Origin of the sequence: Eoetvoesiella caeni, assembly GCF_003315175.1 — a bacterium.
Lineage (GTDB): Bacteria > Pseudomonadota > Gammaproteobacteria > Burkholderiales > Burkholderiaceae_B > Eoetvoesia > Eoetvoesia caeni.
On sequence record NZ_QNRQ01000001.1, the window covers coordinates 306953 to 320663 of the forward strand.

Consider the following 13711-nt stretch of genomic DNA (forward strand, 5'->3'; position numbering starts at 1 on the left):
TGCTGCCGCCGGCCTCGCGCCCATTACGCGCAACCGCTACAATGCGGGGTCGGCCGCCGATGCGGCCATGTTCTAGCAATACGGAGCATCAGTGAGCGTTTTAATTTTCGACAGCTTTCTTACCACCACGGAAATCATCGACGTCTTTGACGATGCTGCGGTCATCGAAGCGATGCTGCAGTTCGAACAAGCGCTGGCCCAGGCTCAGGCTGCCGAAGGCATTATTCCGCAGGCCGCCGCCGACCAAATTTCCGCGCATTGCAATGTGCGCAACTACGACATTGCCGCCATCGTAGTGGCCAGCCGCCGCGCCGGCAGCATGGCCATTCCTTTGGTCAAGGAACTTACCAAGGCCGTCGCGCAGGCCGACAAAGACGCCGCCACGCACGTGCATTGGGGCAGCACCAGCCAGGATGTCATCGACACCGCCGCCGTGCTGCTGACGCGCCGCGCATTGGAGCTGATCGATTCGACTTTGCTCGGACTCATCCGGCGCCTGCTGGATCTGGCCGGACAACACCTGAATACCCCGGTACTGGCCCGCACACTGATGCAGCCGGCGCAAGTCACCAGCCTGGGCTTCAAGTTCACCGGCTGGGCCGCGCCCCTCGTCCGTGCACGCACGCAGTTGCGCACCGTGGCGCACCGGGCGTTGCAACTGCAACTGGGCGGCGCCGTAGGCACGCTGGCCGTAATGGGCAACAAAGGGCCCGCCGTAGTCAAGCGCGTTGCCGCAGAACTCGGCTTGGCCGAACCCCAGTCCAACTGGCATACGCAACGCGACGAGTGGGTGCGCCTTGGACTTGAAGTTGCCGTTCTGGCCGGCAGCCTGGGCAAGATTGCCAAAGACCTTAGCCTGATGGCCCAAGGCGAAATCGCCGAACTGGCCGAGCCTTCCGGGCAAGGACGCGGCGGCTCGTCGGCCATGCCGCACAAGCGCAATCCGGTCTCCTGCATGATCGCGCTGGCCGCCGCCGGCCGTACGCCGCAGCGCGCGGCCGCTTTGCTGGCCAATATGCCGCAAGAACATGAACGCGGCTTGGGCAATTGGCAAGCCGAGCTGGCCGAATGGCCGGGGCTCTTTATAAGCGCCTATGGGGCGCTTCATGCACTGCGCGAAGCGATGGACGGACTGCAAATCGACAGCGCCCGCATGCTGGTCAATATCGAAGCCCTGCAAGGGCTGGTGTTCGCCGAAGCGGCCTCCATTCATCTGGCTGGCGTGATTGGCCGGCCCGAGGCGCACCGCCTGATGGAAGAGCTGACCAGCCAGGCCGTTTCCAGCCGCCAGCAGCTAAGCGCCGTTGTCGTGGCGGCCGTCAAGACCGACGCCCGCTTGTCGGGCAAAATCGACCTGCCCACGCTGGAAGCGCTGTTCGATCCCGTGGTGGCCACGGCGTGCGCCGCCAACTTGGCTGGTGCCCAATTATCCAGCCTGCAGGCAAGCCTGGCTTAATCCAAACCGCCCGGAATCCGGGCAAGACGGCACCGGGCGTACCGCATATAACACGCAAGGCCGCATGCCGACGCCTTCTTTACCTTCATTCGACTAGGACAACCATGAGCTACGATACATCTGACCTTGATCTTGAGCGCGGTTTCAAGAACCGCCGGGAAATTCTCGGCGATGCCTGGGTGGACCGCTCGCTCTCGCGCGCCACCAACTTCAACGCCGAGTTCCAGCACATGATCACGCGTTTCGCCTGGAACGAGATCTGGGGCCGGCCCGGCCTGGACAAGAAAACCCGCCGCGCCATGGTGCTGGCCATCACCATGGCGCTGGGCCGCTGGGAAGAGTTCGAGCTGCACGTGCGCGCAGCGCTGATAGGCAGCGACCCCGAGACGCGCCTGACGCCCGACGAACTGAAAGAAATCCTAATGCAGACCGCCATCTACGCCGGCGTACCCGCCGCCAATACCGGCTTCACCCATGCCCAGGAAATCCTGCGCGAAATTGGTCCGCAAATCGGCTATACCCTAGAGCCCATGTCGCCCCTGGACGCCTTCCATAGCGGCCTGGGCAAAGACATGGTCACAACCAGCAAGCCCGCCCTGCACTACAGCCTGCGCAGGGCCCGCAACGGCGCCGCACGTAAAACCGTTGTGCTCAGCCATGCGCTGGGCTGCGACCTGACCATGTGGGACTGGCTGGCCAATGTGCTGGCCGAAGACTGCGACGTAGTCAGCTACGATCATCGCGGCCATGGCAGCTCGGACGCCCCGGCAACGCTGTACACCATGCAAGAGCTGGCTGAAGATGCAGCAAGGCTGGTGCGCGAACTGAACTGCGGCCCTGTGGTGTGGGTGGGCTTGTCGATGGGCGGAATGGTCGGCCAGGAATTGGCCATTCGCAATCCTGAACTGGTTCAAGCCCTGATCATCGCCAACTCCACATCTGCCTACCCCGAGAACGTGCGCGAAGTCTGGCAGCAGCGCATAAGCAATGTACGCGCCAATGGCATCGAAGTCATTGCCGACGCGGTCATGGAACGCTATTTTCATGATCAGTTCCGCAGCGAAAAGGCCGGCGTCGTCGCGGCATTCCGGCGCCGCCTGACCTCGACCGACCAGGAAGGCTACATCGGCTGCTGCAATGCCGTCGGCACAGTCGACACCACCGCGCGCCTGCCCAAGATCGCCACGCCCACGCTGGTGATTGCCGGAGCGCTGGACCAGGGCGCCCCCGTCTCCATGTCGCAAACCATGGTTGAAAACATCCCGGGTGCGCAGCTGGTCGTACTGGACGATGCGTCGCACCTTGCCGTGGCCGAGCAGCCCAAAGCATTCGCGCATGCAGTGCTGGATTTCCTGGATACGCTGAAAGCGTAAAACAGCCTTCGGCAAAAAAAGCGCCGCCGTTCAATCATGAACGGCGGCGCTTTTTAATTTTGGATCGGGCCATGCCCGATGATGCCGGGACATGGACCGGACATGGATCTTTCCAAAATTTCAGCCGGGCAAATGCCATGAGCCCAGGCTGAAAAATCGGAATCGGCCACGATTACTTCTGTTTGCCGGGATCCTTGAAATCGGCAATGTGATCGAACTCTACGTTCTGGTTCTTGTCGCCGACTTTCTCTACTTTACGAATGTAGATGTTTTGATTGATGTCGCGGGTTTGCGGGTCGATAGTGATGGGGCCGCGCGGGCTTTCCCAGCTCATGCCCTTGGCGGTGGCAATGAATTTCTCGCCCGACGAATCGCCGCCGTTTTTCTTGACGACGTCATAAATAAGATGCATGCCGTCGTAGCCCGCCACCGACATGAAATTGGGGCGCTTGTTGGGATAGGCTTTGTAATAGGCATCGGTATAAGCCTTGTTCACCGCCGACTTGTGGTTTTCGGAATAATGGAACGAGGTCACCACGCCGAGCGCGGCATCGCCCATGGCGTCAAGCACGTCTTCATCGGTAAGGTCGCCCGTGGAAATCAGCTTGATGCCGTCCTTGTCCAGGCCGCGCTCTTTATAGCCCTTCAGGAAGGCAACGCCTTGCTCGCCAGCCGGCACGAACAGGAAAACGGCGTCAGGCTTGGTATCTTTGACTTTTTGCAGGAACGGGGCAAAATCGGGGCTCTTTACAGGGGTGCGGACTTCACCCACGATTTTCCCGCCGCCTTCGGTGAAGGTTTTGACGAATTGCTTCTCGGCGTCATGGCCCGGACCGTAGTCGGCCACCACGGTATATACATTCTTGATGCCGTTTTTAAGTGCCCAGGTGGCCACTGGCGCGGTGATCTGCGGCAGAGCCATGGAGGTGCGCACGATATAAGGCGACTTTTCAGTAACCGACGAGGTTGCAGCGTTCATGACCACCATGGGCACCTTGGCCTGCGTCGCCAAAGGCGCTACCGCAAACGCCGACGGCGTCAAGCCGAAGCCGGCCAGAATATTGACCTTGTCCTTGACAACAAGCTCTTGCGCCACGCGCTTGCTGACTTCAGGGGCGACGCCGGTATCGTCCTTGACGATGAGTTCGACTTTGCGGCCGTCGACGGTGTCGCCGTGTTCGGCAATGTACAGGCGGGCCCCGTTGAGGATCTGCTCGCCGTAAGCGGCGAAGGGACCCGACATAGGCAGCACCATCCCGATTTTGAGAGCGTCGGCCGCATAGGCGGAAGTGCTTGCGCCCAACGCCAAAGCGACGGCCGTCAGGGTTTTATTGATACGCATTAATATCTCTCCTTGGTACTTTCTGGTTGTGCCCACAACCGGGCTATCAGGCTTACCCGCCCATTAATGAAACGATTCCCGGCAGTGCGCCAGTTTGGGCGCACTGTGGAAAATGAAGAAACAACTCTTAAAATATTCTATTGCAGCTCTTGCCATCTTAACAGCCAAATGTTCTTACACAAAACATTTATTCGTGTAAAGAACTTAATATAAAGCTTAGGTTGGGAGTCAGTGTTTGTCAATGCGCCATATCAGGCAATGGGGAATTTCCCCGTAGGCTGGGCTGCCGCCCAAAAACTGGCTGACAATGCCGCAGCCGTGCCGCCAACTACTTGGCCAATGTCCACGATTGGGCGGATGCACGCCGCAGCGCCGCCGCTTCTCTCAGGAGGTCCATCAGGTTTCTGGCCGAGGGGCCCAGGTTGGCATCGCCGCGATGCAAAAGCCCGACCGGCTCTTCCGTACCCTCAAGCGGTACGGACAACAACTGCAGCAACTGCATATCCAGATCCTCCCGCACCGCTCCCATCGGCGTAAACCAGACGGCATCCGACTGAATGGCGATCAGCCTGGCGATCGACACCGACAGGGTTTCAATGCAATTGGCCGGCAGCTTCAGGCCGCGCGATTGCAGATAGCTTTCGGTGTTGTGGCGCGGAACCGTTCCCCGGGTCGAAACGATCAGGGGGTACTGGATAAGCTCATTCAACGAAACACCGTTGCGCGCCGACAGCGGATGGCCCGAACGCGCGGCGACGACCAGCGGCTCGACATAAAGCAGTTCGAACGAAACGCCCACCATCATTTGCGGATCCGCCATCCGCCCCAGCGCAAAGTCCACTTCGCCCGCCTGCAGCTTGTCCAGAAGCGGAGCGTTGGCGGCCACTTGGATATCCACTTTGGCATCGGGACTAAAGGATCGAAACTTTGCCAGGGCGGGCGGCAATAAATCCGGCGCCACCGTGGGCAAGGCGCCCACGTGCACGGCTTCGTGCTGTGCTGTGTTGTCCACGCCGACTGAACGCTTGGCGCCCTCCAGGGCATCCAGCACCGACACCGCGTGGGTAAGAAAGGCATGGCCGTCGCGAGTCAGGCGCGCGCCAAAGCGGCCACGCTCGACCAGGCGCACCCCCACCAATTCCTCAAGCTCGAGCAAAGTCTTGGACACCGCGGGCTGGCTCAGCAATAGCTTGTCGGCCGCCTTGCCCAAGTGACGCTCTTGCGCCACGGCCACGAAACACTGGATATGCCGCAAGCGGATACGATGGGCAAAGTTGTCTATTTGCATGAATTCCCATGGCCTGCCAGGCTGGTGCCGCCGCGCAATGAGAAAAAAGCGTACGGATTCCGGCGGCAGAAGTCTATATTGAATAACCTCAGGTTATCAAATAACCATCATTAATTCAATTTACATGAATATTCTTTGGTTCTACTATGCATGCACTGAGTCGCAGGACGACGCAGGCAGAATCCATAGGAGAATTCCATGACTACACCCACCGAACAATTCGGCGAGTTCTATCAGCGCGACCGGACCATTCATCCGGCGGCCTACACCCCAGGTTATAAAACCAGCGTTCTGCGTTCGCACCAGAAGGCGCTGATCTCGCTGCCGAACAGCTTGTCCGACATCACCGGCCCTCAGTTCAGCGCCGATGAGCTGGGCGCACTGGATAATGACCTTATTTTGAATTACGCCCATGAAGGCATGCCAGTAGGCGAGCGCATTCTGGTGCACGGTTATGTGCTGGACGAAAACGGCAAGCCGGTGCCCAATGCTCTGGTCGAAGTCTGGCAAGCCAACGCGGCCGGCCGCTATCGCCACAAGAACGACCGCTACATGGTTGCGCCCATCGACCCCAACTTCGGCGGCTGTGGACGCGTCCTGACCGACAAGAACGGCTATTACTTCTATCGCACGGTCAAGCCCGGCCCCTACCCCTGGCGCAACAATATCAACGACTGGCGCCCCGCGCACATTCATTACTCGATCCAGGCGTCCGGTTTCGCACAGCGCCTGATCACCCAAATGTACTTCGAGGGCGACCCCCTCATCCCCGGCTGCCCCATTGTCCGTTCCATCAACAACGAAGAGTCCGTGCGCGGCCTCATCGCCCAGTTGGACCGCAATGCTTTTGCCGCGATGGACAGCATGGCCTATCGTTTCGACATCGTGGTGCGCGGCAGCCGCGCAACCTTGTTTGAGAACTATGTTCAAGGAGCCAAATAATGAATCCCGTCAGTACCCCGGTTTACCTGAAAGAAACGGCTTCTCAAACAGCAGGCCCATACGTCCACATCGGCCTGGCTCCCAAGCAGGCGGGCTTCGATATTTTCGAGAACAACTTCGGCAACGTGCTGACCAGCCCCGAAACCAAGGGCGAGCGCATCCGCATTGAAGGCCGTGTGTTCGACGGCAGCGGCGCGATCATCAAGGACGTCCTGCTGGAAATCTGGCAGGCCAACGCGGCCGGCCGCTACAACCACCCTGCCGACAAGCAAGAAGACAAACCCCTGGACAAGAGCTTTCGCGGCTGGGGCCGGGCCTGCACCGACTTCGACAGCGGCGTGTACTCGTTCGAAACCATCAAGCCCGGTTCGGTGACAGGCCGCAACGGCAAGGCCATGGCGCCCCATATTAATGTCTGGGTTGTGGCCCGCGGCATCAATATCGGCCTGAGCACCCGCATTTATTTTTCCGACGAGGAAAAAGCCAATGCCGAAGATCCCGACATGAGCAGCATCGAATGGGTCGAGCGCCGTAAAACGCTGGTAGCCCAGCGCAGCGAAAAAGACGGTCAAGTCGTCTACACGTTCGACATCTATCTTCAAGGCGACAAAGAAACTGTGTTCTTCGACGTTTAAGTTGCAAGACTGGTGCCGGCTCGCGGGCCGGCGCGTCATGATACGCAAAGGCGGACTGGCTCTTTATATAAGCCAGTCCGCCTTTTTATTGGCAAGCGTTTGGAAGGATCTGCGTGATGGCGTCCGTTCGAAAGTATCAGCGTAAAAGCGCCTGCTTGAAAGCCTTTTTTTTGAAAACACTTGCTTGCGCGTCTTCGCCTGCATCTGCTTATTTGCGCGCGCCCATCAGCATGTTTATCTTGGCCGCCGCGGCCAGCAGCTTGGGCAGGCACACCTGCAATAAGTGCGCCGGGCTGCTGGTTCTAACATGGCCGCTGATATTGATGGCGGCCACCACCCGGCCCGCATGATCGTATATCGGCGCCGCCATGGAAACCAGGCCCGGCTCAAGCTCTTCTTGAACCAGGCTCCAGCCCTGAATCCGCACCTGCTCGATGGCGGCCAGCAACTGTTCGGGATCGACGATGGTATTGGGCGTATGCGCTACAAGCTTCATGCCGCCAATGCGTTCGCGCAACTGCTCCGGCGCCAGGCCGGCCAATAGCACGCGCCCCATCGAAGTGCTGTCGGCCGGCAGCCTGCTGCCAACCCCAAGATTGATCGACATGATCTTGTGTGCCGGAATACGCAGCACGTAGACGATTTCATTGCCGTCCAGCACCGCGGCCGAGCTGGACTGGCGCAGTTCTTCGACCAGTGTTTCCATGACCGGCTGGGCTTGCGTCCAGACCGGCTGCGAAGTCAAGTAGGCAAAGCCCAGTTCCAAGACCTTGGGCGTCAGGCGAAACAAGCGCCCTTCCGCCACCACATAGCCCAGGCTCAACAAGGTCAGCAAAATGCGGCGCGCGCCGGCCCGGGTCAATCCGGCCCGCTCGGCCACTTCCGACAAGGTTTGCGCCTGGGCATCGGCACCGAAGCTGCGCAAAACGGCCAGGCCGCGCGCAAACGAGCGCACAAAGCTGTCGCCTGGTTTGGGGAATTCGGAAGAATCCGCAACGATGATTTCGGCCGCCTCGGGCGGTTCATCCTGTGCTAATGTAGGAGTGCGTTTCATAGTTATATTTTCAGTGAAGAGACGGCATGGGCCTTGCTGTGAAGATACTGAAGCGATGCCTCGAATGGCCGGCCATGGCGCCCTGCCGGTCGCATTTAAATACAACAGCCGACAACGGTCGAAGCGCCCCTAAGCCGGCAGCCCTGCCCGCACAACGGCCGGTCCAAGCATTGACAATCCTGGCCCGGTTCATTATGCTTGACAGAACAAGTTCTATATGCGAATAGTTATTCATTATAAGAACTTAATGATGAATTTTCAATAAATTGTTCGTACGGAAAACATGATCAACAAAATCTCTCCTTCTATCGAGCAGGCCCTGGCCGATATCCGCGATGGCTCCACCGTCATGATCGGCGGCTTCGGCGGCGCGGGCCAGCCGGCCGAGCTTATCGACGGCCTTATCGCCCAAGGCGCCAAAGACCTGGTCATCGTCAATAACAATGCCGGCAACGCCGAAATCGGTCTGGCCGCCTTGCTGAAAACCGGGCGCGTGCGCAAGATCATCTGCTCGTTCCCGCGCCAGGCGGACTCTTACGTCTTCGACGAGCTGTACCATGCAGGCAAGATCGAGCTTGAACTGGTGCCGCAAGGCAACCTGGCCGAGCGCATCCGCGCGGCAGGGGCAGGCATCGGCGCATTCTTTACGCCCACGGGCTACGGCACCGAGCTGGCCAAGGGCAAAGAAACGCGTGAAATCAATGGCCGCCAGTACGTGCTCGAGCATCCCATTTTTGCGGACGTCGCCTTGATCAAGGCCGAAGTCGGCGACCGCTGGGGCAACCTTACCTACCGCAAGACGGCCCGCAACTTCGGTCCCATCATGGCCACGGCGGCCAAGGCCACGATTGCCTCGGTGCACACCATTGCCGAACTGGGCAGCATCGACCCTGAAACCGTCGTGACCCCCGGCCTTTTCGTCAAGCACATCGTACAAGTACCTCGTACGGCCACCGGCCCCGCCGGCTTCAAAGCGGCCTAAGGAAGACACAAATGAGCGAAACTATTACCTCCACCCCCGCCTGGACGCGCGACCAGATCGCCGCGCGTGTCGCCCAGGACATCCCTGACGGCGCCGTCGTGAACCTGGGAATCGGCCTGCCCACAAAGGTAGCCAACCATTTGCCCAGCGACCGCGAAGTCATCCTGCACAGCGAAAACGGCGTCGTCGGCATGGGCCCCGCTCCGGCCAAGGGCGAAGAAGACTACGACCTCATCAATGCCGGCAAGCAACCCGTTACTTTATTGCCGGGCGGCTGCTTTTTTCATCACGCCGACAGCTTCGCCATGATGCGCGGCGGACATCTGGACGTCTGCGTGCTGGGCGCCTTCCAGGTTTCGGCAACCGGCGACCTGGCCAACTGGAGCACGGGCGCGCCCGACGCCATCCCGGCCGTGGGCGGCGCAATGGACTTGGCGCTTGGCGCCAAGAAGACCTACGTCATGATGGACTTGCTGACCAAAACCGGCGAATCCAAACTGGTTCAGGCCTGCACCTACCCCATCACCGGCATCAATTGCGTCAGCCGCCTGTATACGGATGTTGCCGTCATAGACCTTACCCCGCAAGGCGCCAAAGTCATCGACCTGGTCGACGGCCTGAGCTTCGCCGAACTGCAAAAGCTTACCCCCGTTGAACTGATCGACGCGCGCGCTTAAGCCTAGGAAGGCGCGCCCGCAACAAAGCAGTCGGCCACGAAAGAACGCATCCAGCGATGCGCCACGTCGTCGTTGTTGCGGGCATGCCAATGCTGCTTGACGATTACATCGGGAATGACCAGCGGCAAACTGAAAGTCTCGATATCGGCCAGGCGCAAGAACAGGCTTGCCAATTGGTCGGGCACCGTAGCCAGATAATCCGAACTGGCAATAATGGCGGGCACCGCCAGGATATAAGGGCATTCCAGGGCCACCTGCAAGGCGGCGCCGCGCTTTTTCACTTCCTGCATCAATAATTCGTTGGTTACCGCCGTAGCGGTGGCAAAAACGTGGGGCGTATTTACAAAAGCCTCGAAGTCCATGGGTGTCTGCCGGGCTCCGCTCCTGCCTTTGCGGCGTATCCCGATCAGCGGCCGGCGAAACAGGGTCTGCTGGTACAAAGCCGCGCTAAGGTGGCCGAAAAATCCCCAGGCCATGTCCACCGATCCGTTTTGCATAGTCTCGTTCACTTCGTGCGGACGCAAAGCAACCGGCACGATGCGCATCTGCGGGGCCTGCACGCTAAGCGCCTGTATGACGCGCGGCAGGATGACCGTGCCGCCCATGTCCGTCATGCCCACCACAAAAGTATGTTTGGCCCGGAAGGGGTCGAACTGAGGCTCGTCCAGAATCTCGGTCTGGATCAGTTCCAGCGCGCGGCGCGCGCCCAGGGCTATACGCTCGCCCAGCGGCGTGGGCGACATGCCTGCCGCGGTTCTGACAAACAAGCTATCCCCGAACTTGGTGCGCAGGCGGTTCAACCCGTGACTGACCGCCGGCTGCGTCAAATCAAGCCTTTCCGCCGCGCGCGACACACTGCGTTCGCGGTACAGCGCATCTACCAAATACAAGAAATTGAGATCGTGCGAGTCCATGGCATGAAAAATAAAAACCGTTACTATGAATTGAATTAATATTTCCAATAAGGCCCATTATATAGACACATACAGTCCGCGCACTCACACTAGTACCAAATTGAGGAGAGACTGCATGCAATACGACTGCGATGTTCTGATCGCCGGCGCCGGCCCGGTAGGCCTGTTTCTGGCCGCCGAACTGGGTATGCGCGGTTTGTCGGTACAGCTGTTCGACGATAAGTCCGGCACCAGCAGCCACCCGGCCGCCAACGCCAATAGCGCGCGCACCATGGAGCACTATCGGCGCTTGGGAATTTCCGCCGAAGTCCGCAGCCTGGGACTGCCGGGCGACCATCCGACCGATGTCGCTTATTTCACCCGCTTGTCGCAGCACGAGTTGGCCCGCCTGCACCAGCCGGGTTCTGCCGACGCCCCTGCCAAAGTCAGGGACATGGAATTTCTATGGCCCACCCCCGAACTGCCGCACCGCTGCTCCCAGCTTTATATCGAACCCGCATTGCTGAAGGCCGCCAAGCGCAACCCCGCAGCCCAGGTCCACTACAACGCCGCCGTACAAGGGCTTGAACAGGACAAAGAATCGGTCACGGCCGCCATTGCGCACGCAGATGGCCGCATAAGCTCGTGCCGCGCCAAATACTTGATAGGCTGCGACGGTCCACGCAGCACCGTACGCGGACTGCTCGGCCTGCACTATACCGGTACGGCCGGCGAAAAACGCGAGTTCATGGGCGGACGGATGGCGGCCGCGTACTTCGACTCTCCCGAACTGCATTCCATCCTGAAAGACAAGCGCGCCTGGCAATACTGGACTCTGAATCACCAGCAGCGCTCGCTCATTATTGCCGTCGACGGCCGCAGCCGCTACACCATCAACATCCAGTTGCGGGAAGGCGCACAGCCCAGCAGCGACGACGTCGAACGCCATCTGGCCAACGCCATCGGCGTCAGCGTACCGTTCGACCTTATCAGCAACACAAGCTGGACGGCGGGCTTTGCCCTGGTCGCCGAAAAAATGCGGCAAGGCCGGGTATTTCTTGCGGGCGACTCCGCACATCTATTCACGCCCACCGGCGGCATGGGCTACAACACCGGCATTGAAGACGCCGCCAACCTGGCATGGAAACTGGAGGCGCTGGTCAAAGGCCACGGGCATAGCGAACTGGCAAACAGCTATGAAGCCGAGCGCAAGCCGGTGGCCGGGCGCAATACGGAATTTGCGCGGCAATTTGCGGACAGCATCGGCTATGTGCGCCTGCCCGGCGCGCTGGAAAACGACGACGCGGCGGGCCGGGCCGCGCGGCAAGCCGTCGGCGCGCATTTAAACTTCCATGCGCATAAAGAATTTGTCATCCCGGGCGTTCAGTTGGGCACGCGCTACGAAGATTCACCGCTGGTCAGCACCGAAGCGGGTTCGCCGCCGCCCGACACCGCCAACCTGTACTTGCCCTCTGGACGACCGGGCCACCGGGCGCCGCACGTATGGCTGGACGACGGGTCTTCTCTTTACGACCACTTCGGCCAGGGCTTTACCCTGTTGCGCCTGGGCGCCGGCGCCCGAAGGCCCGCGCATGAACTGGCCGGCTTGCAGGCCCACGGCCATCTGGTGGATCGCGCCGTCGAATCGGACGAGGCGCGGGATCTTTACGCCGCGGACTATGTACTCGTACGCCCAGACCAACACATCGCCTGGCGCGGAAACGTGCTGGGCGAAGAACTGGGGCACGCCTTGAAGAAATCTCTGGGCCACACGCAGCCCTGACGACCCAACTTAACAGCCCGAAGCCCCCTGGGACTCGGGCAACCTTGTTTGGCGGGCTTGTCAAGCCGCCAGGCCTTTCAAGTATCGACCAATACACCACGAAGGAGACAACTATGAATATAACCCGCACACTTGCCGCATTAAGCCTGGGGCTGGCCGCCGCCTCGATCTCGCAGGCCGCCGAACCGCTGCGCATCGGCCTCGTGCTTCCCATGTCGGGCCCATTTTCATCTTACGGGCAAAACATCGAAAACGGCGTAAAGCTTTATTTGCAAGAACACGGCGACACATTTGCCGGCCGCAAGGTACAAGTCATCCTGAAGGACGATACCGGCGCCGCGCCGGAAGTCAGCCGGCGCGCCGCCCAGGAATTGATCGTGCGTGACAAAGTGGATATTTTGGCAGGCTTTGCCATGACTCCGGGCGCGCTGGCCGTGGCTCCGGTCGCGACCGAAGGCAAGGTACCCATGATCGTCATGAATGCGGGTACATCCAGCCTGCCCGGTAAATCGCCGTATATTGTGCGCACTTCGGCCGCGGTGCCGCAATATACCGTGCCCCTGGGCCCATGGGCGGTGAAAAACGGCTTGAAAAAAGTCTTCACCGTCGTGGCCGACTTCGGCCCCGGCCACGATGCCGAACGTTACTTCACTCAAAGCTTTACCGAGGCAGGCGGGCAGATTGCCGGCGCGGTCCGCGTTCCGCTGAAAAACCCCGACTTCGGCCCTTTCCTGCAACGCATTAAAGACGCCAAGCCCGATGCGCTATTCCTGTTCTTGCCTACGGGCGAGCAGCCGGTTGCCTTTTTCAAGGGCTTCAATGAACGCGACCTGGGCAAGGCGGGGATCAAAGTCATAGCCACTGGCGACTTGACCGCCGAAGACAGCATCGACGCCATGGGCGACCACGTGCTGGGCGTCGTCACCGCCCACCAGTACTCGGAAGCGCACGACTCCCCGGAGAACAAGGCCTTTACACAGGCCTATTACAAGGCCTACCCCAATCAGCGCCCTAATTTCATGGCGGTGGCGGGCTACGACGGCATGCATCTTATCAACGCAGCGCTTGAAAAAACCAAAGGCGACGCCTCGGCCGCCAAATTCATGTCCGCAGTGCGTGGCATGTCATTCGTCAGCGCGCGCGGCCCCATAACAATAGACCCCGAGACCCGCGACATCAACCAGACGATATACATACGCAAAGTGGAGCGCGTGGCCGGCAAGCTGCAAAACGTGGAGTTCGACGATTCGCTGAAAGACTACAAAAACCCGATCAAAGAGTAAAGT

12 protein-coding genes are annotated in these 13711 nt (G+C 59.9%); 8 read left to right on the forward strand and 4 right to left on the reverse strand.

Annotation, left to right across the window (positions count from 1 at the left end; translation table 11 throughout):
- Window positions 1-91 precede the first annotated feature (91 nt).
- Both pcaB and pcaCD read left to right on the forward strand, forming a co-directional pair.
- A complete protein-coding gene (gene pcaB / locus DFR37_RS01435) occupies window positions 92-1456 on the forward strand; it encodes a 3-carboxy-cis,cis-muconate cycloisomerase (protein WP_113931463.1) in 1365 nt (454 codons plus the stop codon).
- 104 nt (window positions 1457-1560) lie between these two features.
- Window positions 1561-2829: a bifunctional 4-carboxymuconolactone decarboxylase/3-oxoadipate enol-lactonase PcaCD gene (gene pcaCD, locus DFR37_RS01440; RefSeq protein WP_113931464.1), complete on the forward strand. Its 1269-nt coding sequence runs from the start codon at window positions 1561-1563 to the stop codon at window positions 2827-2829.
- Window positions 2830-3001: 172 nt separating this feature from the next.
- Here pcaCD and DFR37_RS01445 read toward each other — a convergent pair whose 3' ends face one another.
- On the reverse strand, window positions 3002-4171 hold the full coding sequence (locus DFR37_RS01445; protein WP_113931465.1) for an ABC transporter substrate-binding protein: 1170 nt from the start codon (window positions 4169-4171) through the stop codon (window positions 3002-3004).
- Window positions 4172-4499: 328 nt separating this feature from the next.
- Window positions 4500-5459, reverse strand: a complete 960-nt coding sequence (locus DFR37_RS01450; protein ID WP_113931466.1) for a LysR substrate-binding domain-containing protein — start codon at window positions 5457-5459, stop codon at window positions 4500-4502.
- Window positions 5460-5657: 198 nt separating this feature from the next.
- Between DFR37_RS01450 and pcaH the strand changes: the two genes are divergently transcribed.
- Together pcaH and pcaG are read left to right on the forward strand one after the other, a co-directional pair.
- Window positions 5658-6401 carry a protocatechuate 3,4-dioxygenase subunit beta gene (gene pcaH, locus DFR37_RS01455; RefSeq protein WP_113931467.1) on the forward strand — a complete coding sequence of 248 codons (744 nt, stop codon included), beginning with the start codon at window positions 5658-5660 and terminating at the stop codon, window positions 6399-6401.
- A complete protein-coding gene (gene pcaG, locus DFR37_RS01460) occupies window positions 6401-7036 on the forward strand; it encodes a protocatechuate 3,4-dioxygenase subunit alpha (RefSeq protein ID WP_113931468.1) in 636 nt (211 codons plus the stop codon). The genes pcaH and pcaG overlap by 1 nt, the downstream gene beginning before the upstream one ends.
- Window positions 7037-7244: 208 nt before the next feature.
- On the opposite strand, the gene DFR37_RS01465 is transcribed toward pcaG, so the two are convergent.
- On the reverse strand, window positions 7245-8090 hold the full coding sequence (locus tag DFR37_RS01465; protein ID WP_113931469.1) for an IclR family transcriptional regulator domain-containing protein: 846 nt from the start codon (window positions 8088-8090) through the stop codon (window positions 7245-7247).
- Window positions 8091-8373: 283 nt separating this feature from the next.
- On the opposite strand from DFR37_RS01465, the gene DFR37_RS01470 reads away from it, so the two are divergent.
- On the forward strand, window positions 8374-9072 hold the full coding sequence (locus DFR37_RS01470; protein WP_113931470.1) for a 3-oxoacid CoA-transferase subunit A: 699 nt from the start codon (window positions 8374-8376) through the stop codon (window positions 9070-9072).
- An 11-nt stretch (window positions 9073-9083) separates the two neighbouring features.
- The gene (locus DFR37_RS01475; RefSeq protein ID WP_113931471.1) at window positions 9084-9749 is read left to right on the forward strand and encodes a 3-oxoacid CoA-transferase subunit B; all 666 of its coding nucleotides are present in this window, start codon (window positions 9084-9086) and stop codon (window positions 9747-9749) included.
- 2 nt (window positions 9750-9751) lie between these two features.
- Here DFR37_RS01475 and DFR37_RS01480 read toward each other — a convergent pair whose 3' ends face one another.
- Entirely contained in the window at window positions 9752-10663 is a 912-nt protein-coding gene (locus DFR37_RS01480) for a LysR family transcriptional regulator (RefSeq protein WP_113931853.1), read from the reverse strand.
- 115 nt (window positions 10664-10778) lie between these two features.
- Here DFR37_RS01480 and DFR37_RS01485 point away from each other — a divergent pair, with 115 nt between their 5' ends.
- Window positions 10779-12425: an FAD-dependent monooxygenase gene (locus DFR37_RS01485; RefSeq protein WP_113931472.1), complete on the forward strand. Its 1647-nt coding sequence runs from the start codon at window positions 10779-10781 to the stop codon at window positions 12423-12425.
- Between the two features lie 113 nt (window positions 12426-12538).
- Entirely contained in the window at window positions 12539-13708 is a 1170-nt protein-coding gene (locus DFR37_RS01490; protein ID WP_113931473.1) for an ABC transporter substrate-binding protein, read from the forward strand.
- Window positions 13709-13711: the final 3 nt, after the last annotated feature.